Here is a 24,532-nt window from a genome sequence, read left to right on the forward strand (position 1 = left end):
ATTAGGTTATTCTGTAATTGAATTGCGCGACAAGGCGGGTAGGATCTTTGCCGCCTCGGATAGGACTTAGGTCCTATACGGAACGGGACCTCGGCAACGAAGCCGGCGAGCATTCTGCTCCTCAGCCGTTCGAGAGAGTTTTTCTATTGCGAAGGCAATCTGATTATACCTTCGACTGATTGGGGCTAGTCCGTTTAGGGGTGTTGTCTTTGGGGAGGGTGCCTGCCACCCTTTGCTCATTGTGATTGTGATCCTCGATGCAGTCCCCGCTGCAGAGGCCAATTGCATGCACCCACTGAGCCTCGCCTTTGCCGGTAGAGGCTCTTTTTTTGCGGCGATCCGCCCGAGCGGCAGTGGAATGGCAGCCGGCCCGACGGGCGCACGCCTCAGAGACGCACCGTCTTGCGCGGGTTTTCCGCTTCAGAACGACTGCCCCGGGCCTTCATGGATCGGGAAACGGCTTCAGAGCCGTCCGGCGGGGACGGTTGGACCGCTCTGAAGCCGTTACCTACCCATGGCGGTTAGCGGCCGAAGTGCCATGGGATGATCAGGAAATAGGTTCGACGGGAACGCGTGACAACGGACCTCAGACCTTTGCCGCGAGGAATGGGACTGAAGTCCCATGGCGAAACCTCGGTCACACCCTAGCTTCCATGGAAGCTCCACGGACCGGAGCAGCGATCGACCTATTTCCAGCCCTGCTCCACATGCCCCTCATACTAGGTCGAACGGGCTTCAGCATGCGGCGCCCCGACACGTGGCCCTTCAGTTACCTCAGCGGCTCCTCCGGGAGCCGTCTTTTTCCACGCCGGCGTCGGGCACGACCTGACCTCAGCGCAGCCAGAGACGACGGACGCGTGACAGCGAGGTTGATCCGCAGGATCGCGCCTGAAAACGGTCCGACCATAGTCTGGCCTGGGTGGGACGAAGGTCTTGCCGACCCAGGGGAAAGGTCCGTGGCATGCAGGATCTTTGCTAGAGCGAGTTGACGGGGCATCGCGGTCATGGGCAAAGTCGGTTTGTTGCCCGCCGCGCTGAGTGCGCTTTGCGCACGAAACGCCCTGGAGAAAACATGATCACGCGTCGGATGGTTCTGACAGCATTCTGGCCGGCGGTCTGCGCCCTCGCTGTTACTTTGCCTTACAATCTCGAAACGTCGGGTGCCGGCCTCAAGCTCGTCAAGACGGCTGCCTTCGCCAACAATGGCAATGGAAACGGTGGTGGCGGTGGGAACGGAAACGGCGGCGGCGGTGGTGGCGGCAATGGCAACGGCGGCGGCAATGGCGGTGGGAACGGCGGAGGAAATGGTGGCGGGAACGGCGGAGGGAATTCCAACTCCAACAGCGAGCGTTCCAACAGCTCCAATCGCGGGAACGCAAAGGCCAATGGAGCGGATGTCGGTGTTCGCCACGATGGCGGTATCACGGAAGAGATTGCCGGCGGCCGCTACATCATGAAGGACGCCCGCGGACGCACGATCATAAACCGCCGTGCGACCGCAACCGATAGAAAACGCATAGATTCATTCTTGCATTAGGTGAGCGGTGGCACGCGAAGTCGGTTGCGCCATTCTCTGGTCAGCGTGGATCAGACTTCACGCGCATCGCGCAGCACCATGGCCGCTTCTGTGCGGTTGCCGACGTCCAGCTTCGTCATGATCTGCGTCATGTGATGCTTTACGGTCTTTTCCTGCAGGTCCAGTTCGATGGCGACATGCTTGTTGCTCATGCCGGCTGCCACAAGTTCCAGAACCTCCCTTTCGCGTGGCGTTAAGCTGGCGACCATGCCGGATTTTCCGCTTGGCGCCGGTGTCCGGCTGGACAAAAGCTTGGCCGACAAGGTCGGGGCCACATAGCGCTCTCCCGAAGCCACGGTTCGAATAACGTCGGCAAGCGTTCTCGCGCCGACGCCCTTCAGCACGTAGCCGGTAGCACCGCGATCCAGTGCGGTTGTGACGTCGTCACCGTCTTCGGAAACGGTGAGCATGATGATCTTTTGCGATGGGGCGATTTCCAGGACTGCCGGAATGGCCTCCAGGCCGCCACCGGGCATGGAGATATCCATGAGCATGACGTCCGGTGCGAGGTTTTTCGCGATCTGAGTGGCATCGTCCTTGGAGCTGCCCTCGGCGACGATTTCAAAGCCCTCTATCTCCGACAGGCTGCGGGTCACGCCTTCCCGAAACAACGGATGATCGTCGACGACAGCAACGCGAATGGACACCATGATTGTCATATCTCCTTGACGCTGGTTGTCATGCGAACGGTTGTGCCGCTCGCGGCCGCAACGAGCTCGAACGTTCCTCCGAGACTTTCGATCCGTTCCCTGAGGCCGGCAAGACCAAGACTTGTGGGCAGAACTGTGTCCGGGTCAAAACCGGGTCCCCCGTCCACAACCTCGATCGTGACACGGTCGCCATCGGTTCGCTGCGACACGCGTTGCCCGACACCACCCCCGTGACGATAGCCGTTGTTGAGCGTCTCCTGCACGAAACGGTAGATGCATATCTTCGCCGCCTGGGACAGACGCTCGGGGGGACGCGCCAGGTTGAGTTCGACCGGCGAGCCAGTCCGTTGCTGGTGCGCCTTCACGCACCGTTGCAGAATTTCAGTCAGGCCTGCCGTCTCGATCTGCGGCAGGACCAGGCCACCGCAGATCGTGCGGATCTCCTGCATCGCTTCTTCCAGGCTCGCCTTGATCGCGCCGATTTCGCGGTCGCGCGTGGCTGCCGGCGTCGTATCGCGCTTCAAGGTCTCGCTGTCCAACCGGAGCGAGGCATAGGCCACCAGTTGGGCGGGGCCGTCGTGCAGGTCCGCTCCGATCCGTCGCAGATAGCTTTCGTTCAGTGCGGTGGCGCGCTGCGAAGCGCGCTGGAGCCGACCGCGCAATTTTTCGTTCTGCGTGAGCGATGCCTGGAGCTCGTCGACCCTTTGATTGAGGGCATGGCGCTGGCTCTCGATCGTCCTGCTGCCGCGAAAGACGATCGCCGAAAGCACGACAAAAAAGGCAAGCGTGAAGGCGGCGACCGCCAACCAGGTGTGCATGCGCGCCTGATTGAGGCTTTGCTGAAACTCGTTGGCGACTTCGTGGAACTCCGACACGGCAACCACCTGTCCGGACCAGGGCTGCAAGACGGGATTGTAGATCACCAGCGCCGGCACTCCCGATACCTTGTCAGCCGTTGCTTCCCCTTCTTGATCGAAGCGCGCAGCCATCTTGCCGGAGAATGCAGTTTGCAATTCCCCGCTGAGTTCGGATTTTGTGCCGACATCGGCCCGGTCATTCGAATAAAGCACCGTGCCGTCCGCGCGCCAAAGACGGAACGAGAGAAGCCGGTCACCGAGTGCACCTTGGCCAAGCGTCTCGTCCAGCGCATGCGCCACGGTCCCGTCGAGGACTTCGTTCTTCTGCATGTCGGGAAGCAGCGGCGCGATCACGCTATCGACATAAAGAGCAGTCGTGGCTGCCGAGTTTCGGGTGACCGCATCTTCGATCCTGTTCGATACAAAAGCGCCGATCAACACCATGGCACATGCGGATACGGCTCCCCCGATCAGCAGGAACTGTGTCGCGAGTGATTGAGAATTCCAGCGGGTGATGAGTTGATTGATGCGCACCAGGTCTCTCGGATCGGGCCGCCGGCTCGTGCGGCGCGACGATTGTAGCAAGGCCACGCCAACCTAACCACTCTCGAGACGCGGTCAATGGCAGGCGCATCGACGCGCTCTTGATCGGACTTTTGATGCTGTGGCCTCGGACCTAAGTCCCAAGCGGGGAGGCAATGGTCTGGGGCCGATGGCGCCTCATCCGGGGCGCAGATATCGTCCTTGCATCAATGATCGTGCGTCAGGTCCCCAGGCGGACCGTGAGCAGCACGTTGGAATGAACGGAATGAACAAGGAGATTCTCATGGCTGCGACGAAACTAATCGCGCGAAGCATCATGGCACTGACGCTGGCAATCGCGCCCGCGGCTGTTGGTAGCTTGGGGCTGAACAGTTCCGCCTATGCCAAGGGTGGCAATGGTGGTGGCAACGGTGGCGACCATGGTGGCGGCCACGGTAGTGACCATGGTGGTGGTCACGGCAGCGATCGCGGCGGCAGTTCCAGCCACGGCAATTCCGGCAATTCCCGCAGCGGCAAGGAGACCAAGGACAACAAGTCCGGCGAGAAGTCGCATCAGAAATCCCACACATCGAACGGCAAGGAAAAGACCTCCAAGCCGGCGAAGGCGGAGAAGGTCGTCACATCAGCTCCGGTGGTGGATCCGGTCGTGGAACCCGAACCGCTGCGTGCTGCACCGGGCTTGCGTTCACTGAACCGGAACTACCACGCCTATCTCAATTCGAGCGACCCGAAGATGGCCGGGATTTCGGCCTACGCGATCGCCTATGCCGAGTTTGAAGCTGAAAACGGCGTGGACGCCATTCCCACCGATCCGGCATTGAGCGACGAAGCGTTGCGCGAGGCGCTCGCCGGCTTCACCAAGGACGGTGTTGTGAGCGACGATATGGTCGATGACGCCAAGGAGATACTCGGTGTTGGCCCCGCGGTCGGCAAGATCGACGAAATCCGCGAAACGCTGCCGCCGGTGGACGAAACGGATCCGGACGCGGAAGTAGCTGAATAATCAATGGGGCCGGTTCCGTCGAATGTTGTCGGGCCGGCCGCCAAACCGGGTGGAGTTTGAATGTTCGATCGTGTTGCGGAAGCCTTCGACCACGCTGTAACGCACGGGCGCGTGGGCTTTTCACTTCAACACATCAACTCAGTCGCCGACGTCGGCCGCGTGCTTTATTCGGAATGCTTGGGAAGGCTCGTCAAGCCCGATGGCGAGATCATGACAGCCAGCGAATTCATCGGCTATCTGGAGGCGGCGGGCCGTGTTGCCGTGCTCGACAGGCATATGCTCGCGCTGGCTTTCCACTGGCTCGCGTGCCAGCCATCGGGCGTGCTCGGGTGCAATATTTCAGTCGAGAGCATCGCTGATGAACGCAACAGAGCACTTCTCTTCGATCTGCTGTCTGCAAACGCGACGTTTGCATCGCGCCTTGTGCTCGAGCTGACGGAAAGTCTGCCGGTGTCGGGATTGCCGGTGGCCAGCCGGTTTCTTCAAAGCGTGCAGGCGCTTGGCTACAGAATTGCGGTCGACGATTTTGGTACAGGATTCTCGACGCCTGAGGCACTGCTGTCGCTGCCCGTCGATATCGTGAAGATCGACGGGTTCTTCCTGCGCCTGGGTCGTAATGATGCGGAACGGTTTCTCTCGCACATGGTCGGCCTCGCATCCTGTGTCGCCCCGGTAGTGGTCGTCGAAGGCGTGGAAACCTATGCGCAGTTCGAAGCTGCACAAGCCGCTGGAGCGACCCATGTACAAGGGTTTCTGCTCTCCGAACCCACCCTCGCTCCACTATATGGCGCAGAGGTGTACCATCGCGCAAACATGATGGTCTGCTGAAAACACGGCAGTGCGCGCGTCGGCTTGGGGCTTCGCCCTCGCAAGCTGGCGTCTGGAGAAAATCGTCCCAATTTCTTGAAGAGAGTGCCTGTGCCGGCCGTGGTCACAGGGGACCCCAGAGCGCTGGGGTCGCTTGGGGCTGGGGCGCGCTCTGGGGTCACGAACGCCAAATGCTCATTAGCGCTCAACCCGCAATGGCAGGGCTGCTTGGATTCGGCAATGCAACTAGGACCTTTGCCTGCGCGTTTCGGACCTAAGTCCTAGGTGCCTCGCCCGCCTCTGTACCGACGACGTCGCCGGCCTCCATCGCTTATGTCGTGTGAACGAACCGGACCTCGTCTCAGACTTCTTTCCTCGGGCGGCGCCTCGACGCGATCGCAGTTTCTCCGTAGTCTATCGGAGCGGCGCATTGCGAATGGAAGTGACGATGCGGGCCCTACACCTCATTGCCTTTTGCCTTTGCTCATCCGCCGTGGCGGCGCATGACGCGCCAAGCGGATGGTCGTATCCGGCCGCCTGTTGTTCGAACCTTGATTGTCGTGAGGTGAGTGCGACGGAGATTGACGAACGCAACCGGGGTATCATCGTAAGAGCGACTGGCGAACTCATTCCCTATTCGGACAGACGCCTCCGTCGCTCGCCGGATGGCAAGTATCATCGGTGCTCTGTCAACGGCTCCGCCCATGGGCGGACGATCTGTCTCTTCGTGCCGCCCCGCAGCTTCTGAGCGCTAGGTTCGACGGGTCATCAAGCCAACCGTCACCGCAATCCGCAATGAATGGGCGGTCTTGCCTTGTTCCTTGAATTCGAGATCCAGGGAACACGCGATCTCGGCAGATGCTTCAAGGTCTCGTAGTGTCCCGACTGCAACCGACAAGCCCGGCCTGAACATGTCAGTCCCCACTCCTGGCAAGAATTCCGGCGAGCGCTGTGACCTCACGCTCAAGCACTTCGGGCGTTATTCCGATGAACCGTCCTTCAAGGCTGAGAGAGATCACGCCATGAACGGCCGCGAAGAATGTCCGAGCACGAATTGCCACGTCTTCTGGAGAGGCGTCGGGCAATTGCCGGGCGAGTGGTGCTGCGATCAGACCGATGAGAAAAGCGTGTTCGGCAACGTGCCATTCAGGAACGGCGACGCCCTCGGGCATCCGGTGTTCGAAAAGAGCCGACCACAGGTTTCGCTCTGCGAGCGCAAATCGGAGATAGGCTAGCGATAGGCTCAGGAAGGTTTCCTCGATTCCGGCCGCTGGCCGTACCGCGGTGTTGAGGGCGGTTTCGAGGCGCTTCAGTGTACCCGAATTGACATGGAGGATCAGTCCGTCGAGATCATCGAAGACCGTGTAGAGCCCACCGAGCGCAGCACCTGCGCGCTCGGCTATGTCGCGGGCGCGCAGGCTCTTCAGACCTTGCTCCTGGATAAGGTCCGTGCCAGCGGCAACAAGCCTCGCCTTCAGCTCTTCCTTCTTCGTTTCACGCTTTCCAGCCACCTGCCACCTCATTTTTGAACGATGTTCATTTTTATCTTGAACGTCGTTCATTTTTGTGCGAAAAGATTTTTGAACATTGTTCATACATGGAGGTGAGGAAATGTTCAAACAAATCGTAACGCTGTTACGGGGGCGCGCCCATGAGGCGGAGGAAGCCTTCGGCGATCGGCACGCGCTACCCATTCTTGCGCAGCAAATCCGTGATGCCGCCCAAGGGGTCGAGAATGCCCGTCGGGCGGTCGCTCTGGCCATCGCGCAGAATCGCCTGGAGAAGGAAAATGCCGCGAGGCTCTCCACGCATATCGGAGACCTCGAGGTACGCGGCGTCGCAGCCCTTGAAAAGGGGCGAGAGGATCTGGCAGCCGAAGCCGCTGCCTCGATTGCGCGGCTCGAAACGGAATTGCAGAACGCACGCCAGGTTCAAGCGGAATTTGCAACGGGAATCGATCGATTGCGGCATGCGGTGCGACAGAGCGAAACGCGTCTGGCCGCGCTGCGCCGCGGTGAACGCCTTGCCGCGGCACGTGACCGGACGCGGCGTCTTTCCCGCGATGTGCCCGGCAACGACCTCGCAACGCTTAGCGATGCCGAGGCGACGCTTCAGCGGCTCGAAAAGCACCAGCGCGAGGCGGAACTGACGGCTGAAGCGCTGACGGAGTTGGCAGAGGGGCCCGACCCAGCCGCGCTCGCGGAGAAACTGGCGGCGGCCGGTTGCGGGCGCCCTCTCGTGACCAGCGCCGATGAAGTGCTCGACCGCCTGCGCGCCAAAGCAAATTCAACTCTTTGACCCCTTATTTCCAAAGGACAACGACGATGAATGACAGCCTGATGAAACACTCCCCCGCCTGGACCTCCTTCTCCTATGTGAGCTTCGGCGTGGCCGCCTTCATGGTGGTGATCGGCCTCTATATGATGCCGATCGATCTGTGGGGAAAAGGCTATCTTGCGATGGGCATTCTGATGCTCCTGCAGACGGCCGTAAACGTCACCAAGACGCTGCGTGACAATCTGGAAGCCGAAAAGCTCATTCGCAGGATCGACGATGCAAAAACGGAGAAGCTGCTGCTCGGCATCAAGGGCGACGAAGTTTAATCGATTATTAGCCCTGCCGTCACAATGCACAACCTGTGAACGAGCGTGAAACGAATTTCATCTAGAACGCTCAAAAAATGGGGAGACGATCCGTGAAAGACAATCTCATGACTTCCCGGCGCTTTGCGCCGCTCTTCTGGACGCAATTCCTGTCGGCGTTCAACGATAACTTTCTCAAGAACACGCTCGTCTTCCTCATCCTTGCAACCGTGGCGGCCGATGATGCAGGATCGCTCGTCACTCTTGCCGGCGCCGTCTTTATGGCCCCGTTCCTGATCTTTTCCGCACTTGGCGGTCAACTTGCCGACAAGTTCGACAAGGCGGTGGTTGCCGAACGACTAAAGCGCTGGGAGCTCGCTGCCGCGGCTGTTGCCGTTGTCGGGATTGCGTTCTCCTCGATCGCGGTTCTCCTGGTTGCGCTCTTCCTGTTCGGCGCCATCTCCGCGCTCTTCGGGCCGGTCAAATACGGCATCCTTCCCGATCACCTGGAGCGCAAGGAACTGCCGCGTGCCAACGCCTGGATCGAAGGTGCGACGTTCATCGCCATTCTCAGCGGAACCGTCATCGCCGGGGTTGCCGCGGCCGATGGCGTCAATCCCTGGCTGTTTGGTCCGATGATGCTCGGCCTGGCGCTCGCCTGCTGGCTTTCGAGCCGCTACATTCCGCGTCTTGGCGCCAAGGCGCCGGACCTTGTCGTCGATCGCAACGTCCTGCGCTCCACTGGCCGGCTCGTTGCTTCGCTGCGTGGCGACAGGCGGCTTTGGCGCACGGCGCTGATGGCCGCCTGGTTTTGGCTGGCGGGCGCTATCGTGCTGTCGCTGTTGCCACCGATGGTGAAGAACCATCTCGGCGGCGACGAAACCGCAATTACCGCCTATCTCGCTGTCTTTGCCGTGGCCATCGGTGTTGGCTCCGCAATCGCTGCCTGGATGTCTGCGGGCCGTATCGTGCTGCTGCCGGCGCCAGCCGGTACGCTGATCATGGCGCTGTTCGGCCTGGATCTCGCCTGGTGCGTCGGGCATGCCGGTGCGGTCGCCCCGACTGAGACGCTCTCCGCCTTCTTCGCCGGTCCCTATACGGTGCGGATCGCCATCGATCTTGCCGGCATGGCAATCGCCGGGGCTTTCCTCGCTGTGCCGACGCTTGCGGCCCTTCAGGCCTGGGCGCAAGAAGACCAGCGCTCGCGGGTCATCGGCGCATCGAACGTGCTCTCTGCTGCCTTCATCACGGTCGGTGGCGGCCTTGTCGCCGTCCTGCAGGCATCCGGCGTATCAACGCCCGTGCTTTTCGCCGGCCTCGCGCTGGCCAATGCCGTGGCGGCCTGGGTCATGCTGCGCACACTGCCAACCAACGCTTTCCGCGATTTCGTCTCCATCCTCTTCCGTGCCTTCCTGCGGTTGGAGGTTGAAGGCCTCGACAACCTGAAGAAGGCAGGCCGCGCACCGATCATTGCGCTCAATCATGTGTCCTTCCTCGACGGCGCGCTGGCGCTGGCGCTCACCGACGAGGAGCCAACCTTCGCGGTCGATTACACGATCGCCAAGGCTTGGTGGGTCAAGCCGTTCCTGAAAATGTGCAACTTCCTGCCGCTGGATCCTTCGAAGCCGATGGCAACCCGGACGCTCATCAAGACGGTCAATAATGGCGAGCCGCTGGTGATCTTTCCAGAGGGCCGCATCACGGTCACCGGGGCGCTGATGAAGGTCTATGACGGTGCCGCGATGGTGGCTGACAAAACCGGCTCCATGGTGGTTCCGGTGCGCATCGACGGGTTGGAAAAGAGCTACTTCTCGCGCCTCAGCGCCCTGCACGTTCGTCGCCGCCTGTTTCCGAAGGTGAAGGTCACCATTCTGGAGCCGGTTCGCCTCTCGGTGCCGGAGGAGCTGAAGGGCCGCAAGCGCCGGATGGCGGCCGGGGCGGCGCTTTACCAGGTGATGTCGATGCTGATGTTCCGTACGACGAATACGGACACCACGGTCCTCCAGAAGGTCATCAAGACCGCCAAGGAGCGCGGCTTCAAGCAACTGGCTGTGCAGGATCCGGTTACCGGCTCCCTGTCCTACGGCAAGCTGCTCACCGGCGCTGCCGTGCTTGGCGCGAAGTTCCAGTCGCTCTTTCCTGCCGAAAAGACGCTTGGCGTTCTCCTGCCCAACGCCAACGGTGCAGTCGCCACCATCCTCGGCGTAATGTCGGCCGGCAAGGTGCCGGCCATGCTCAACTTCACGGCCGGTGCTGCCAACATCATTTCGGCCTGCAAGGCAGCCGAGGTCCGTCATGTGCTGACGTCGCGCGCCTTCGTCGCCCAGGCGAAGCTCGGGCCCGTCGTCGAGGAGTTGTCGAAGACGGTGGACATCGTCTGGCTCGATGATTTGCGCCAGACGATCGGTCTTGCCGACAAGCTGCGCGGTCTTTTGCGAAAGGGGCGGCCGCTTGTGCGACGCACAGCTGACGAACCGGCTATCATTCTCTACACCTCCGGCTCGGAGGGAACACCGAAAGGCGTGGTGCTGACGCATCGCAACCTTCTTTCCAATGCAGCTCAAGCCGCTTCCCGTATCGATTTCCACTCGGGCGACAAGGTGTTCAACATCCTGCCGGTGTTCCATTCCTTCGGGCTCACCGCGGGTACGGTCCTGCCGCTCATCTCCGGTGTTCCGGTATATTTCTACCCTTCACCGCTGCACTACCGGATCATCCCGGAGCTGATCTATGCGTCCAACGCGACGATCATCTTCGGGACCGACACCTTCCTGAACGGTTATGCCCGGACGGCCCATCCCTATGACTTCCGGTCGATCCGCTACTGCTTTGCCGGTGCCGAGCCGGTCAGGGCCACCACCCGTGCGCTCTACATGGAAAAATTCGGTGTCCGCATCCTCGAAGGCTACGGCGTGACCGAGGCCGCGCCGGTGATTGCGCTCAACACGCCGATGTTCAACAAGGCCGGCAGCGTCGGCAAGATCATGCCGGGCATGGAGTACAGGCTCGAAGCCGTACCCGGTGTCACTGAGGGCGGTCGTCTCTTCATCCGCGGCGCGAATGTCATGGCCGGCTATCTCCGGGTGGAAGCGCCCGGCGTGCTCGAACCGACGCCCGACGGCTGGCATGACACTGGCGACATCGTCACAGTTGATGAAGATGGTTTCATCGTCATCCGGGGACGGGCCAAACGTTTTGCCAAGATCGGTGGCGAGATGGTTTCGCTTGGCGCCGTGGAGGCGCTGGCCGGAGAGTTCTGGCCGGGTCATCTCACAGTCGTCGTGTCGCTGCCGGACGCCAAGAAGGGCGAACGCCTGGTCATGCTCACCGATGCTCCCGGTGCGACACGCGCCGCCTTCCTCCGCTTCGCCAAAGACAAGGGTGCCATGGACATGATGGTTCCCTCAGACGTGAGGGTGGGTGCCGTACCAGTGCTTGGTACCGGTAAGGTCGATTTCGTCAGTGCGCAAAGGCTTTTGGCAGAGACGGCGAAGACCGAAGACGCCGCCTGAGCCTCGACAAGAGAGCCGGCCTCAGGCCGGCTCTCCGCTCAGCAGGAGATCACATGCCGGAAGCCGGTATTTGGGAACGGTCGTCGGCGCCGGCCCGACGCGTAGCACGTTGATCAGCCGGTGGCCTGGCGGCAGTGGGAAGCGCTGATGCAACGCCTCAGCGGCCAAGGGCAGATCGGCCAACACCGCCATCGGCCACCCAGCAAGGCCAAATCGCGTAAAGCCCAGCCAGAAACGGTAGAAGGCTTGTCCCGAGACGATCGGGCTTTCGCCCTCCGGTCTGTGGAATAGGATGCAGGCCGTCGCCGTCATGGTCTTTGCCGATTCCGCGACGAGGGCTTTGCCAAGCCCCAGGCGGTCGGCAATGTCGAAAAGCGGCGATGCGAGGACATGTCCCGCCAATGCCCCTTCCAGCCGCCCCATCTGCAATGCGGTGAGGTTGAGGCCGTCAGTGGAATAGGCCGGATGCCGGGATGACAGCCGCATCCACCTTGCGAGTTCATCGCGGAACGCGCGTTCACGCATGATTGTGAGGCTTGCGCGGTCGTTCAGCGACGCAATGAAGGCAAGGTCCTCGTGGCCGTACGCAAGCCTCACATCGGCCGCCTGGGTAGCCCAGTGCTCGAGCCTCTCGATCTGCTCGGGCGAGGCTGGCGAGAAACGCGCCCGCCATGTGAAGCGTCTGGTGGTCCACTCGGAAAGCTCCGGTGGCGCTGCGTCCTCGCCGGTAAGCCTTAGCCGTGCCGCTAGGCGGTACCCGGGTCTCCATTCGAGTAGATTGTCCGTCCAGAGATCATCGATCACCGCACCGATCCTGCGCGCGGCGAGTGCCATCACCATGCCTTCGAGCGCCGCTCCGCAGGAAAGCCCCATGTCGCGACTGGTCGGGTCGCCGACGCCGAGGTGACGGGAGAGGTCGGCGGCAAGCAGGATGCGGCCTTCATCGTCGAGCGCCCAACGCGCCGGCTGGGTGTTGTGGACGGAAGGGGCGAGGTTGGCCTCTGCCGCCAGATCGGCGAGCGCGGCGTTGTCGATGCGGTTCATAGCGATTTTCCGAAGAGATGCAGACGGTGCAGGGGCCTTGCACCAGCTTTTTCCGCCTGCCTCAGGCTTGCCGCGTTGACATCCGCGATCCAGGTGCCGCCGGCAGTCTCGTAGCCGGCACGGCGCATTTCGCCGAGGACGTGGGCGAGTAGCAGCGGATTGAGACCGCGGCCCTGATGCTCGGGTTTAACACCCTGGAATATGATAACCGCACGTCGCCGCTGGAGGCGGTGTTTGATCAGATGCCACGGTGCGCTGAAGCCCAGTCGCGAACCCATTGCCCTCAGCATCGGGTTGACGTCGGGTATCGCGATCACGGCGCCGGCAGGCATGTCGTCCTTTTCAGCTACCGCCGAGATCCGTGGGTCCATAATCCACTTCATCTCCTTGGCCTGGAACTCGAATTCCGCCCGGCTGACGGGAACGAACATCGGATTGTCGGCGAAGCTTTCGTTGAGGATCAGCCGGGAATCTTCCAGCCTCCGGTCGAGCGTCGCGCGGCGGATCGGCGAAAAGCGGAAACCATCGTCGAAAAGAGCGCGCATCTGCGCACTGGCGAGCAATCCGTCGATCGCGACTGTACGGACATCGATCTCGAATGTGGTCATCGGGAAGCTTGGGGAATATCCCCGGCGCTCCAGCAGACGGGGCAGATACGGCGGCCCCCAGATCTGATCCGTATAGGGCGCGTTCTCGAAGCCATCGGTCATGACGCCGATTTGCTGCATGGCGGTCAGGTTGAAGTTTCCGAGGATTTCCTGAAAGCCCCTTGCCCGAGCCCAGTCCTCGGCCTGCGCTAGCAGAGCGGCTGCAACATGCTCGTCGTCGACGCAGTCGAAGTAGCCGAAATAGGCCCGATCAAGGCCGAACCGTGCGTTCGATGCGCGATGCACATGCGCCGTGATGCGCCCGCACACGGCACCATCCTGATGGGCCGTGAAATAGGCAAAGTCTGCTGCCGTCTCAAACAGCGGATTCTTCTCGGCAGAAAGGAAGCGCTTGAGGTCGCTCAGCATCGGCGAGACATAGGGTGTCCGCGCACCATAGATCTGAAAGGGTGTGGCAAAGAAGGCGTTGATATTGCCGGTGCGGATCTCAATCATGCAGCGCGTTTCTTTCGGAAATCAGCATCGCCATGCGCTGGACGACCTTCAATTCGGTTTCTGCACCCGGAGTGGCTGAGACCGAGGGCATGTTAAGGGCAATCAGCCGGAATGGTCGGCTCGACACCAACATGACGTGGGTTGCCTCGTATTTTTCGAGCAGCCAGGCGAGTTGCTCCGCATCCTCTTGAGAAAGGCTTCCCGTTTCGGCAACGCGTAGCAATGGCCGGGCCGCAAAGAGCGCTTTGATCACCGGCAAGTCGAGGTCGGAAAGCTCATCCTCGCCAAGCAGAAGCGCACCATCCACCAACGGGTGGTTCTGCAATTCCGTGAGGAAGCCGAGCGTGTCGTCGATGCGGTCTTCGGCCAGATGCCTGATCAGGCTCTGCCGCCGTTGCTCGGTGCGAAGGCTTATGCTGTCCTTCCAGATCACGCCAAGCAAGGCGGCACTCAGAATAACGCTTGCCGCACGCACCAGCGCGGCTGGCCCGAGCCCGTTTTCGAGGCCGATGACAAGGGCTGCGAGCAGGGCGATTGTCAGCAGGATGACGAAGGAAACGACGGTGTCGCGATGTCCGACGGCACGTTGGCCAAGGCTGATCAGCAGCCAGCACAGGAACAGGATCGCGACGCCGCCGAGCCGCACCGGCTGGTCGATGTAGACCGAACGGAAATCGGTGACCAGAAGTGGCAGGATCAGAAGCAGCGAGAGAGCAATGCGGTCGATTGCCTGGTTTTCTGCTTTCGACAGGCTCGTCCGATCGCGCGTCACCGTCATGTGTCCGGCAAGCGCGAAGGTGGCCAATTGATAGAGGAACAAAAGCGCCACCCGCCAGGGTTCGGCGAGCGATACCGGCAGGAATGCGAGGACGACGAAGGTGGCCGCGCCACCGGCAGCGATCCACTTCGTCGTCCTTGGCGCATGGCGGCGCAACAGGCCTTCGGCAAGAAGCACGGTCGAGAGCGGAACGAGCCCCGCCGTTATGATGGTCGCAGCCTTGAAGATGAAAAGATCTGTCCACCAGGCGAGCACCCGGCTCACCATCAACGCCGCCAGCACCTGCAGGCCGAAGAGGAACCGCCGGTTCAGGGGGCTCGCCGCGTCGAAACTGCGTATGACGCCGATCAGCACGAGCAGACCGCCAAGCGCTGCCAGCGAAACGAAACTATCAGCAATCAGCGACGTGTTCATGGTGCTGCCGGAGCCGCAAGGCGCATCAGATAGCGCCTTACCAGTGGACGCAGCAGCGCCGCAACGAGCGCACTGCGCGGACGCTCCACGCGGCCGGCATGCGGGTTGAAGAACCAGCCGCGGCAATCGGCGGACTGTGGACGGCCGAGCACCGTGTGGATCGCCTCGTAGGCCATCAATGTGCCGGTGGAGATGACCATCGGTGCGAACGACATGCGACTGCGGGTGCCGGCAATCACTTCGCCGGCGAGCGACAGGTCGACATGGTAACGCGACGACGAATTGACCATCACGTATTCCGCTTCACGCAGGAACGCTTCCGCCCGTTGGTCGGTCGTGAGCGCGTTCCAGGCGGTTCCGGCGGTCGGATAGCCGAGCCGCTCCTCGGGCATCGGATCTTGCGGGCGCGTCACGTAGACGGAGGGTAGCGGCGATGCGTAGGCATCGATCACCGTCCGGCCGCGACCTCGGCAGATGCGATAGAGCAGCAGGCTGGCGCCGAGATCGTCCGTTCCGTTGATGACGACATCCGCTTCGGCAATGATCGCATCGGCATGGTCGGTCCATTCCGGCCCGTAGACGGTGACGCCCAAGCCGGGATTGATCTTCAAACAGAGGTCGCGGGTCGCCTCCGCCTTCGGCGTGCCGATGGTGTCGGCGAAGCAGAAGACCTGCCGGTTGAGGTTCGAGAGTTCGAAGTGATCGATATCGGCGAGAACGAGGCGACCAATGCCGGCCCGCGCCAACGCCTGGATACAGGCGCCACCCATGCCGCCGGTTCCACAGACAAAAACCGTCGCCTGGCTTAGACGCTGCTGTTCCGCCTCGGTTACGAAGCCGATGTTGCGGGTGGTGAAGGTCTCGTAGGAGAAGACGCTGCTCATCGGTTCGAAGGCCTCAAAATGCCCCACTGCCGGCGGCTATCGGTCCAATGCAACACCGGAAGGACCAGCCGCTGCACCAGGATAACGAGACTGGCAACGGCAAGGCGTCCGAGCGCGTTGCGCGGAACGCTTTGCATGAGGTACCGCTGCGCCGCGGTGAGGTCGAGCTGCCCAATTTGCAGGAGGTCGTCGCCGCGCTCGTAGTCGAGTTCGGCGGCGCAGAAGTCGTTGTATTCCGCCTTGCGGTGCTTTGGCGCGGCGTCGAAGGTCTTCTTCAGATTATCGGAGCCGCCGGTATAGGCGTTGGTGATGACAAAGCGATCGGCATCGAAACCGGCATCGGTGCCGACACCGAAGACATGGCGGTGGGAATCCATGATCGCCGTAGCGATCAGTTGCTGGCGCAATGATCGGCGTGCGCCGCGCGTTGGCGCCGGAAAGACGCTGCTGAAGGTCTCGGCCACCATGCCGGCAACCGCCGGAACCTGGGTTACATTCGAGATCCAGAGCGGGCGAAGCTGGTTGCGCAGGAACAGAAGGAAGCAGGTGAGGCCGTAGAGAATCCAGGAGAGCCCCTGGCTGCGAACCGCGGGGTCGATCATCACGAGCCCCAGGTGGAGAACCTCGACCGGTTTGCCGGAGAGGGATACCTGGAGGACAGGCAGCGCGTTGAAGGCAACCGGTTCGCCGTCGGAGACCCGATAGACGAGCGTGACGATCGTCCGGGCGAGGGCGTCCTCATGTTCGGAGAAGACACCGTAGTCGAGCTCCCCATCGGGAACTGATCGTTGCGCGACTTTTCGCAGATCCTGCCGCAGCCTGGCGACTTCGCGCTCGTTCATCCATAGCCCGGGAGCCTCCACGATCCTTGCGCGGAAGTCTGGCGATGTCTTGAATGAAAGATCGAGGCGCTTCTTCAGAACGACCGATATCAGATTGTACAATGTCCCTCGTCCGCAGCTTCAATTCTGGAGTGGAGTTTTCTGCAAGTTTGGGTCGTATCCTTGCGGAAGGGGCAAACATTTGGTTTAATTTTCGGATGGTATCCATCACCTGGAAAAATTGACGCTGACTTAGTGGAGCGCATTCTTGATAGCCTCCACCGTCGCGCGTATGGCGGGAACTTCCCTGACTTCCCGGTGGGCCACCAGCCAGATGTCGCGCGTCAGCGCAGGGCTGTCACTCACCCGCGTGAGGCCGCTCGATCCATGGACGGCGAAATCCGGAAGCATGACAACGCCGCCGCCCTGGCAAGCGGCTGCGGCCTGAAACTCCAGTACGGATGACCTGATTGCGATCCGCCGTCCCGCGGCGAGCTCGACAAGCCGAATCTGTTGGGGCGCACTCGACATGGCCTCGTCATATCCGATGAAGGTCCAGTCCTTGCATGGCGTGGATGCGATGTAGGACGGAGCCGCATAGAGATCGAATGCAATCGAGCCGATCCTGACGATCGAGTAGTCGCCATCTTCTGGACGCGACAGGCGCACGGCAATATCTGCCTCTCGCCGATTGAGCGAGGCGAAGCGCTTCTCGCCGACAAGGGTCACCTCGATGCCGGGATGCTGTTTCCGCAGGTCCAGCAATGGCTTCACGAGCAGAGCACTGGAGAGGGCAGGCGGCGCACTGATCCTCACGTTGCCCTGAAGCTCGGTCGAACTGTTGCGACTGAACTGCTCGATTGCCAGAGCATGAGCGACGATCGGTGCGGCAAGGTCGGCGACGCGCTCGCCGTCGGCTGTCAGGATGATGCGCCGCCCGCGCCTGTCGATCAGCTTTCTTCCGAGTTTCCTTTCAAGGGCCGAGACCCGCCTGCTGATCGTTGCATGTTCGACACCCAGAAACCGCGCCGCGCCGAGGAGCGTGCCGGCCTGAGAGAGCGCCATGAAGTGACGCAGGTCGTCCCAATCCATGTGTGTGAATTTTCTATCATCCATTGGGACAACATAGGGAATTTTCAACCAATGCGCCATGAGGCAAACCTTCTGGAAACAAGGAGGAATCCAAAGTGGTTGATCATGTGGTTGTGTTGACAAGCCCTGGGGGCGTGGAGCGGTTCGAGGTGCGTACCCAGGAGCCGGCGCGCCCGGCCGCCGGAGAGATTCGGGTCCGGCATGAAGCGATCGGCACCAACTTTCTCGACATCTATCATCGAAAGGGCATCTACCCGCTGCCGGCCTATCCCGCCGTCCTCGGTGTTGAGGCCGCCGGCGTCGTAGAAGCGTTGGGCGCGGGCGTTACGGCGTTCCGCGAGGGCGACCGTATCGTCTATGCGGGACCGCCGGCCGGTGCCTATTGCTCCACCAGGGTGATCTCGGTCGACAGGGGTGTGCTGCTACCCGAAACGATTGCGATGAAGACGGCGGCAACCTCGATGCTGAAGGGTATGACGGCTTATATGCTACTGCGGAAGTCCTACGAGGTCCGGGCCGGCTCGGTTGTTCTGGTGCATGCGGCGGCCGGCGGCTTGGGAAGCGTGCTTGTTCGAATGGCCAAGGATCTCGGCGCGATCGTCATCGGCGCCGTGAGCACCGACGAAAAGGCCGCGCTTGCCGCCTCCTACGGTGCGGATCATCTGATCGTCGGTCGCGATGCCGATCTCGTCGGCGAGGTGAAACGGATCACCGACGGCAGGGGCGCCGACGTCGTCTATGACGGCATCGGCGGAGACATGCTGGTGAAGAGCATCCGAGCGGCTCGCCCGTTCGGGACGGTGGCCACGATCGGACAGGCGGCAGGTCCCATTCCGCCCGTGTCAGTGGATGAACTTCGTCCGGGCAAGACATTGTCCCACCCGAGCATCATGGCGTTCTCTGCCGACATCGAGCGTTATCGCGAAGCCGCGACGGCGGCGCTCCGCGCCATGGAGCAGGGCATTGTCGCCAATGTCGCTGCCGAACACGCGCTGGCTGACGTCGCACGCGCTCATCGTGAAATGGAGTCAGGGCGCAGCGCGGGAAGCATCGCATTGATACCGTAGCGGCCTCGCGTCTTGCTGGAGAGGCGACAGCGTCGACTTGGCCGATCTTTGCGGCCGGGCGCTTTCCGGCTGCAGTCTCCCCCTCCGCTCGTGATCATCATCGTCTCCTCGGCCCTGCGGCGGAACGGCTAAGGGCTGGAACGTGCCGTCAGAATTCTCGGGCCAGCCCCCTTTCAGGGCTTCTGGCTGGTGACCTTGCCTTCGATCGGGCCAGCCATCATCTCCTCGGTGATCGTTGCGCTCTTCATCATGGGTGGCAAGGAAACCCTGCCGATGATGATCTGGGCGAATCTCAAATATGAGTTGACGCCAGCGCTGACTGCCATCGCTTCCCTCCTCATTGTCTTCACCTTTGCCTGTATTTTGCCGGCGGAATACTATCGGCGGAGGAAGCTGACGATGGCGGCAGGAGCCGAGGCCTGACCGGGGCGGTGAACCGGCGCGCAGCCTCTGCGGGCCAGTTCCTATGGGCGTCGGACGTCGACGCCTTCCGCCGTGGGCAGGCGCCTACTTTGGCGCGACAGCCCCCTGATAGTAGTCACCGTCTCCGCCTTCGTAGCTCCCGCCGTAACCGCCGCCACCGCCGCCGCCGGTTTGGGAACACGCGGCGAGGCCCAGAACCAATACCAACAAGATTGTCGCACGCATTTACTCGACCTCTTTCCAGTTGAACATCCACGACAGGGGCTGTCGAGAATCGATACCTACCATGCGCAGTGGAGCTTGATCGAGTGTGACTGGGTGGTGAGGCGGGCGCCAATGCGACACGCCACGAACGGTTCCCCAGGCAACCCGTGGTGTCCGCTCGCATCCACGGGTCTTAGGATTGAGCGAAGCGGGAGCGCCGTCACGGTGGTGAGGTCGTCAAATGTCCGCGTTCCCCGCCGGCACGTCGTGTGCTCGAGCTGTCATCTCAACAGTTGCGGCGCATAGAGGGAAACGGCCATCAGCGTGAACAGTCGACGTGCGGTATCGTGGTCCGTTCGGATCCAGGCGGAAAGCCGCTCCCTCAGGAGATCCGACCCTTCGTTATGGATGGCTCTGCGGCCCATGTCGATCGCCTCCAGGCGATGCGGGTCCGGGGCCACCGCCGCGTGCAGGTGTGCCTCGCAGATCATCGCGTAGTCCTTCATGACCCGTCTGAAGGGCGTCAGCGACAGGATATGTGAAACGATCGGGAAGTCGTCTCGCGTCGTGATCTGAAAGGACAGCTTCGCGTCGCGGGTGGACAGTCGCAATTTGTACGGACCGCGCTCACGGCCGATCAGCTCAAACAGGTTGCCTTCCAGCAAATCCGCAATCGCAACCGATTGTTCGCGTTCAAGAACCGCATCGAGGCGGGCTTCCGCAAGGTCAATTCGAACGGCGCACAGGTGGTTACGTCCAGTGGTCATCGACAGTCCCTGGGGCTCCCTGCCGTCGGCAACATCATTCGATACGCCGAAGGCGATGGTAGAGGTTCGAGTATTTCAGACCCTCAGGGCTCTCCTTGATCTCCTGCAGGTAGTAATTGACGGCAACCCGGATGAGTTCGAAGTCCTCGTTCGAGAACACGGCGCGAGAACGCTGTGGCTCAGGAATGGCCAAGGTTTCGATTGTTTCCATCATCGTCGTTCCTTCTCGAGACGGAGGAGGCGGCCCGCGCCTCCTCCGCCACTGATGCCTCCGTGGTGGCGATCAAGCCGCGAACTGGTTCATCGTGTTGTGCTCGCCGGCCGCCTTGAGAGCCGCTTCGCCCGAGAAGTACTCCTTGTGATCATCGCCGATATCGGATCCGGACATGTTCTGGTGCTTCACGCAGGCGATACCCTGGCGAATTTCCTTCCGTTGGACACCTGCGACGTACCCAAGCATGCCCTGATCGCCGAAGTAATCCTTGGCGAGGTTATCGGTGGAAAGCGCTGCGGTGTGATAGGTCGGCAGGGTGATCAGGTGATGGAAAATGCCTGCGCGCTGCGCCGCATCGTGTTGGAACGTCCGGATGCGCTCGTCGGCCTCGGCCCCAAGCTCGGTCGCGTCAAACTCGGCGCTCATAAGCTTGCTGCGGTCGTACGCGCTCAGATCCTTGCCCTGTTCCTTCCAGGCGTCGAATACCTGCTGGCGGAAGTTGAGCGTCCAGTTGAACGACGGCGAGTTGTTGTAGACGAGCTTCGCGTTCGGAATGACCTCGCGCACCCGGTCGACCATGCCGGCGATCTGCTCGATATGCGGCTTCTCGGTCTCGATCCACAGGAGGTCGGCGCCATTTTGCAGCGCATTGATGCAATCGAGAACACAGCGTTCGGCGCCCGTGCCTTCGCGGAACTGGAAGAGGTTCGAGCGAAGCCGCTTGGGCTTCAATACCTTGCCCGCGCGGGTGATCAGTACGTCGCCGTTAAGCGCCTGGCCGGGCACGACTTCGTCGCAGTCCAGGAAAGCGTTGTACTGGTCGCCGATGTCACCGTCCCTAGCCGAGAAAGCGATCTGCTTGGTCAGGCCGGCGCCGAGTGAATCGGTGCGGGCGACGATGATCCCGTCGTCGACGCCAAGTTCGAGAAACGCGTATCGGAGAGCCCGGATCTTGGCCACGAAATCCTCGTGGGGAACCGTCACCTTGCCATCCTGGTGACCGCATTGCTTTTCGTCAGAGACCTGGTTTTCGATTTGCAACGCGCAAGCGCCGGCTTCGATCATCTTCTTCGCAAGCAGGTAGGTTGCCTCGGCATTGCCAAATCCAGCGTCGATATCGGCGATGATCGGCACGACATGTGTCTGGTAGGTGTCGACCGAGTTTTGCAGCTGACGTTCGCGAACGGTGTCGCCAGCGGCGCGAGCCTTGTCGATGTCGCGAAACAGCATGCCCAGTTCACGCGCGTCGGCCTGACGCAGGAAGGTGTAAAGCTCTTCGATCAAGTCAGAAACGCTGGTCTTTTCGTGCATGGACTGGTCGGGCAGCGGCCCAAATTCGGACCTGAGGGCGGCGACCATCCAGCCCGACAGGTAGAGGTAACGGCGGTCCGTGTTTCCGAAGTGCTTCTTGATCGAAATGACCTTCTGCTGACCGATGAAACCGTGCCAGCAGCCCAGCGACTGGGTGTATTTCGCCGGATCCTGGTCGTAGGCGGCCATGTCCTTGCGCATGATCGCTGCGGTATATTTGGCGATGTCCAGCCCGGTCTGAAAACGATTTTGGAGGCGCATCCGAGCCACCGCTTCGGCAGTGACGCCGGTCCACTTCTCGTTCGATGCGATGAGCTTTTCTGCTTCTTCCACAAGGCTTTGGTACGACATTGTTCCTCCGAAGGTCGTCATGCTGCGTTGCAGAAACCATAGGCATGATTTGGTGCGACGCGAGGGGTTTCGGTGTCACGTTGTCAAACTTTACAAAAGTTCCTTGTAATGTTGTAATGTCCGTCATGGAAAAGCACGGTGTGTATCTCGGGCCGCGACTTCGCAGGCTCCGACGCGATCTGGGATTGACGCAGGCAGAGATGGCCGGAGATCTCGATATCTCGCCATCGTACATCGCGCTGATGGAGGGAAATCAGCGCCCCGTGACTGCGGAAACGCTCCTGCGTCTCGCCAAAGCCTACAAGATCGATTTCTCCGATTTTGCCAACGACGCCGGTCCTGATCTGGTTACACGCCTGCAGGGCGTTGTGAGGGACCCGATTCTCAGCGACGTCGACTTCGGGTCGTTGGAGATTGCCGATGTCGCCCACAGCTTTCCGGCATTCGCCGAAGCGATGCTGAGGCTTCATACTGCCTACAAGGAGGGGCAGTTCGCGCTCGCCGACAAACGCCAATATTCGTCGAACGGAGAGGGCGCGGGCCCCGGAGATCCGATAACGGCGGTACGCAGCTTCTTGTCCGCGCGGCGAAACTTTTTTCCGGTGCTGGATGCTGCCTCCGAAAAACTCTCCGCCAGAATTACCGAGAAGGGTGGGCTGAGCGCTTACCTCGAAGCCCGACACAATCTCAAGGTCCGCCGTTTGCCTGTGGAGGTCATGGTAGGATCGCTCCGGCGCCTGGACTGGCACCGGAAGGAACTCTTGCTCAGCGAGGCACTCGATCAATCGAGCCTGAACTTCCAGATCGCGCTGCAGCTTGCCTATCTCGAACTTGAGCCGGAGATCCAGTCGGCCGTCGATGAAGGAAACTTCGACATCCCGAATGCGGTGCGGCTGGCCCATCGGGCGATTGCGGCTTACTCGGCGGCTGCGATTGTCATGCCTTACGCGGCGTTTGCGAAAGCTGTCGAAAGCCGGCGTTACGACGTCGAGGTCCTTTCCCGGCAATTCAGCGTCAGTTTCGAACAGACCGCACACCGCCTCACCACGCTTCAAAAGCCTGGTCAGGAGCGAATCCCGTTCTTTTTCATCAAGGTTGACGTCGCTGGCAACGTTTCAAAGCGGCTGAACAGCGGTGCCTTTCCGTTCGCCCGTCATGGCGGGGGCTGTCCCCTGTGGACGGTGCATCAGGTCTTCGTAACCCCGAGGCGGGTCGTCACCCAGTGGATGGAACTGCCGGACGGCCAGCGCTTCTTCTCGATCGCGCGGACCGTGCATGCCGGTGGGGGCAGCTATAGCGTCTCGAGCGTCGAGCGGGCGATTGCGATCGTCTGCGAGGCGCAATACGCAGATCGCCTGGTCTACAGTCGCAATCATCCACAGGCCGACGCGCCCACGCCGATCGGCATCGCCTGCCAACTCTGTCATCGCGCAGGTTGCACGTCTCGATCGGAACCTCCGATCGGTCGTCAGCTTCTTCCCGACAACTACCGTCGGACCGAGGCGCCGTTCGGATTCTCTGATGCCTAGGTGTACCTGTGATTTAGCGTCCAGCTGCCTGGCCTTGAGCGATCAGGCAGGATCCCTTGCTTTCTCCAGAAAGGTGAAGACCTCATCTCGGTCGGGCATGGCCTGTCCGGCGCCCTTGCGTGTGACAGTGAGCGCGCCGTAGGCATTGGCGAGGCGGCAGCAGTCAGGGCCGGAAAGGCCCGTGACGCGGCCATGGATATGGCCGGCGGCGAAGGCGTCGCCCGCGCCGATCGTGTCAACCACGTCGACGGGGAACCATGGCGCGCTGTCCGTGCTGCCAGCCTGATAGAGGCAGGATGCCGTTCCGCCGGATCCCTTCACCGCCACGCGGCGGGCGCCGCGCTCCAGCAGCATTCCGATGAGTTCTTTCTCGTCCGTTTCTTGCGGCTGTTCCAGAAGGTCGGGGAGATCGGCGCTGCCGAGCACGATCGTGTCGATCCGGGGAAGCAGTGCCCTGACTTGCGCGGCGATGCCCGCCACCACGCCGCCGGGAATGTCGAGGCTGACGCAGATACCTGCATTGACGGCGAGGTTAATGGCGGCGAGGGCGGCTTCGGTCTGGCGCGGCTGGAGCAGAGCATAACCGGAAAGATGGAACAGCTCGGCGTCTGCAAAGGCTGCCGGATCGACATCTGCAGCCGACAGGCATGCGTTTGCGCCGCGATAGGCGAACATTGTGCGCTCGCCGGACGGGCTGACGGTGATGACGTTGATCTGGGTCGGCTCCCGTTCGTCGCGGCCGATCCAGCGCGTCGAGATGCCGGTGGCAGCAAGCTCGGATAGTGCCTCGCGCCCCCAGGAATCGACACCGACCCTGCCGATAAAGCGGCAATCGTGGCCGGCTCTGGCAAGCGCGATGGCCGTGTTCGTCGCCGAACCGCCAATCATCACCGTCTGGCCGGTGGCAATCGCCTCGCCACCCTCGCCGGGATAGGCGGGAATGGCGAGCACGAGATCGATGTTGATATCGCCGAGAAGGACGATGGCGGCCATGTCCCGC

Annotated in this window: 24 protein-coding genes; 10 read left to right on the top strand and 14 right to left on the bottom strand. The window is 61.5% G+C overall.

Going from position 1 to position 24,532, the window contains the following annotated elements; translation table 11 throughout:
- Positions 1 to 1,072 precede the first annotated feature (1,072 nt).
- On the top strand, positions 1,073 to 1,537 hold the full coding sequence (locus AB4Z53_RS28215; RefSeq protein ID WP_441598842.1) for a hypothetical protein: 465 nt from the start codon (positions 1,073 to 1,075) through the stop codon (positions 1,535 to 1,537).
- Positions 1,538 to 1,587: 50 nt separating this feature from the next.
- Here AB4Z53_RS28215 and AB4Z53_RS28220 read toward each other — a convergent pair whose 3' ends face one another.
- A complete protein-coding gene (locus AB4Z53_RS28220) occupies positions 1,588 to 2,229 on the bottom strand; it encodes a response regulator (protein WP_113540225.1) in 642 nt (213 codons plus the stop codon).
- A gap of 2 nt (positions 2,230 to 2,231) precedes the next feature.
- Positions 2,232 to 3,617 (bottom strand): sensor histidine kinase, encoded by a 1,386-nt coding sequence (locus AB4Z53_RS28225; protein ID WP_441598843.1) that lies wholly within the window; start codon positions 3,615 to 3,617, stop codon positions 2,232 to 2,234.
- Positions 3,618 to 3,909: 292 nt separating this feature from the next.
- Here AB4Z53_RS28225 and AB4Z53_RS28230 point away from each other — a divergent pair, with 292 nt between their 5' ends.
- The 3 genes from AB4Z53_RS28230 (at position 3,910) to AB4Z53_RS28240 (ending at position 6,184) form a co-directional block, all read left to right on the top strand.
- Positions 3,910 to 4,629, top strand: coding sequence for a hypothetical protein (locus AB4Z53_RS28230; protein ID WP_441598844.1), 720 nt, complete (start codon positions 3,910 to 3,912; stop codon positions 4,627 to 4,629).
- A gap of 60 nt (positions 4,630 to 4,689) precedes the next feature.
- Positions 4,690 to 5,457 (top strand): EAL domain-containing protein, encoded by a 768-nt coding sequence (locus AB4Z53_RS28235; RefSeq protein WP_441598845.1) that lies wholly within the window; start codon positions 4,690 to 4,692, stop codon positions 5,455 to 5,457.
- A 427-nt stretch (positions 5,458 to 5,884) separates the two neighbouring features.
- Positions 5,885 to 6,184 carry a hypothetical protein gene (locus tag AB4Z53_RS28240; protein ID WP_113540227.1) on the top strand — a complete coding sequence of 100 codons (300 nt, stop codon included), beginning with the start codon at positions 5,885 to 5,887 and terminating at the stop codon, positions 6,182 to 6,184.
- Positions 6,185 to 6,350: 166 nt separating this feature from the next.
- Here AB4Z53_RS28240 and AB4Z53_RS28245 read toward each other — a convergent pair whose 3' ends face one another.
- Positions 6,351 to 6,947 (bottom strand): TetR/AcrR family transcriptional regulator, encoded by a 597-nt coding sequence (locus tag AB4Z53_RS28245; RefSeq protein WP_113540228.1) that lies wholly within the window; start codon positions 6,945 to 6,947, stop codon positions 6,351 to 6,353.
- A gap of 100 nt (positions 6,948 to 7,047) precedes the next feature.
- On the opposite strand from AB4Z53_RS28245, the gene AB4Z53_RS28250 reads away from it, so the two are divergent.
- The 3 genes from AB4Z53_RS28250 (at position 7,048) to AB4Z53_RS28260 (ending at position 11,530) form a co-directional block, all read left to right on the top strand.
- Positions 7,048 to 7,734, top strand: coding sequence for a PspA/IM30 family protein (locus tag AB4Z53_RS28250; protein WP_441598846.1), 687 nt, complete (start codon positions 7,048 to 7,050; stop codon positions 7,732 to 7,734).
- A 26-nt stretch (positions 7,735 to 7,760) separates the two neighbouring features.
- Complete coding sequence (locus AB4Z53_RS28255; RefSeq protein ID WP_113540199.1) at positions 7,761 to 8,039, top strand: YiaA/YiaB family inner membrane protein; 279 nt, start codon at positions 7,761 to 7,763, stop codon at positions 8,037 to 8,039.
- Between the two features lie 92 nt (positions 8,040 to 8,131).
- The gene (locus AB4Z53_RS28260) at positions 8,132 to 11,530 is read left to right on the top strand and encodes an acyl-[ACP]--phospholipid O-acyltransferase (protein ID WP_441598847.1); all 3,399 of its coding nucleotides are present in this window, start codon (positions 8,132 to 8,134) and stop codon (positions 11,528 to 11,530) included.
- 21 nt (positions 11,531 to 11,551) lie between these two features.
- Here AB4Z53_RS28260 and AB4Z53_RS28265 read toward each other — a convergent pair whose 3' ends face one another.
- The 6 genes from AB4Z53_RS28265 to AB4Z53_RS28290 all read right to left on the bottom strand — a co-directional run bounded on the left by AB4Z53_RS28265 (position 11,552) and on the right by AB4Z53_RS28290 (position 17,690).
- Positions 11,552 to 12,574, bottom strand: a complete 1,023-nt coding sequence (locus tag AB4Z53_RS28265) for a hypothetical protein (RefSeq protein WP_441598848.1) — start codon at positions 12,572 to 12,574, stop codon at positions 11,552 to 11,554.
- Positions 12,571 to 13,677 carry a GNAT family N-acetyltransferase gene (locus AB4Z53_RS28270; protein ID WP_441598849.1) on the bottom strand — a complete coding sequence of 369 codons (1,107 nt, stop codon included), beginning with the start codon at positions 13,675 to 13,677 and terminating at the stop codon, positions 12,571 to 12,573. The genes AB4Z53_RS28265 and AB4Z53_RS28270 overlap by 4 nt, the downstream gene beginning before the upstream one ends.
- Positions 13,670 to 14,869 (bottom strand): hypothetical protein, encoded by a 1,200-nt coding sequence (locus tag AB4Z53_RS28275; RefSeq protein ID WP_113540203.1) that lies wholly within the window; start codon positions 14,867 to 14,869, stop codon positions 13,670 to 13,672. Before AB4Z53_RS28275 ends, AB4Z53_RS28270 begins: the two co-directional genes overlap by 8 nt.
- Positions 14,866 to 15,753, bottom strand: coding sequence for a HesA/MoeB/ThiF family protein (locus AB4Z53_RS28280; RefSeq protein WP_441598850.1), 888 nt, complete (start codon positions 15,751 to 15,753; stop codon positions 14,866 to 14,868). The genes AB4Z53_RS28275 and AB4Z53_RS28280 overlap by 4 nt, the downstream gene beginning before the upstream one ends.
- Entirely contained in the window at positions 15,750 to 16,595 is an 846-nt protein-coding gene (locus tag AB4Z53_RS28285) for a hypothetical protein (protein ID WP_441598851.1), read from the bottom strand. Before AB4Z53_RS28285 ends, AB4Z53_RS28280 begins: the two co-directional genes overlap by 4 nt.
- 231 nt (positions 16,596 to 16,826) lie before the next feature.
- Positions 16,827 to 17,690, bottom strand: a complete 864-nt coding sequence (locus tag AB4Z53_RS28290) for a LysR family transcriptional regulator (RefSeq protein WP_441598852.1) — start codon at positions 17,688 to 17,690, stop codon at positions 16,827 to 16,829.
- A 71-nt stretch (positions 17,691 to 17,761) separates the two neighbouring features.
- Between AB4Z53_RS28290 and AB4Z53_RS28295 the strand changes: the two genes are divergently transcribed.
- The gene (locus AB4Z53_RS28295) at positions 17,762 to 18,733 is read left to right on the top strand and encodes a quinone oxidoreductase family protein (RefSeq protein ID WP_113540206.1); all 972 of its coding nucleotides are present in this window, start codon (positions 17,762 to 17,764) and stop codon (positions 18,731 to 18,733) included.
- Positions 18,734 to 18,922: 189 nt separating this feature from the next.
- Positions 18,923 to 19,156 carry a hypothetical protein gene (locus AB4Z53_RS28300; RefSeq protein ID WP_441598853.1) on the top strand — a complete coding sequence of 78 codons (234 nt, stop codon included), beginning with the start codon at positions 18,923 to 18,925 and terminating at the stop codon, positions 19,154 to 19,156.
- A gap of 84 nt (positions 19,157 to 19,240) precedes the next feature.
- On the opposite strand, the gene AB4Z53_RS28305 is transcribed toward AB4Z53_RS28300, so the two are convergent.
- From AB4Z53_RS28305 to AB4Z53_RS28320, 4 genes are all read right to left on the bottom strand, one after another.
- Positions 19,241 to 19,381, bottom strand: coding sequence for a hypothetical protein (locus tag AB4Z53_RS28305; RefSeq protein ID WP_441598854.1), 141 nt, complete (start codon positions 19,379 to 19,381; stop codon positions 19,241 to 19,243).
- 260 nt (positions 19,382 to 19,641) lie between these two features.
- Positions 19,642 to 20,127 carry a UPF0262 family protein gene (locus AB4Z53_RS28310; protein WP_441598855.1) on the bottom strand — a complete coding sequence of 162 codons (486 nt, stop codon included), beginning with the start codon at positions 20,125 to 20,127 and terminating at the stop codon, positions 19,642 to 19,644.
- A gap of 34 nt (positions 20,128 to 20,161) precedes the next feature.
- The gene (locus AB4Z53_RS28315) at positions 20,162 to 20,338 is read right to left on the bottom strand and encodes a hypothetical protein (protein WP_441598856.1); all 177 of its coding nucleotides are present in this window, start codon (positions 20,336 to 20,338) and stop codon (positions 20,162 to 20,164) included.
- 72 nt (positions 20,339 to 20,410) lie between these two features.
- Positions 20,411 to 22,003 (bottom strand): isocitrate lyase, encoded by a 1,593-nt coding sequence (locus AB4Z53_RS28320; protein WP_441598857.1) that lies wholly within the window; start codon positions 22,001 to 22,003, stop codon positions 20,411 to 20,413.
- A gap of 116 nt (positions 22,004 to 22,119) precedes the next feature.
- Here AB4Z53_RS28320 and AB4Z53_RS28325 point away from each other — a divergent pair, with 116 nt between their 5' ends.
- Positions 22,120 to 23,532, top strand: a complete 1,413-nt coding sequence (locus tag AB4Z53_RS28325) for a helix-turn-helix domain-containing protein (RefSeq protein ID WP_441598867.1) — start codon at positions 22,120 to 22,122, stop codon at positions 23,530 to 23,532.
- Positions 23,533 to 23,574: 42 nt separating this feature from the next.
- Here the strand turns inward: AB4Z53_RS28325 and AB4Z53_RS28330 are convergent, their stop codons facing one another.
- Complete coding sequence (locus AB4Z53_RS28330) at positions 23,575 to 24,525, bottom strand: carbohydrate kinase family protein (protein ID WP_441598858.1); 951 nt, start codon at positions 24,523 to 24,525, stop codon at positions 23,575 to 23,577.
- Positions 24,526 to 24,532 lie beyond the last annotated feature (7 nt).

Source organism: Ensifer sp. 2TAB8, from assembly GCF_052115125.1.
GTDB lineage: Bacteria > Pseudomonadota > Alphaproteobacteria > Rhizobiales > Rhizobiaceae > Ensifer.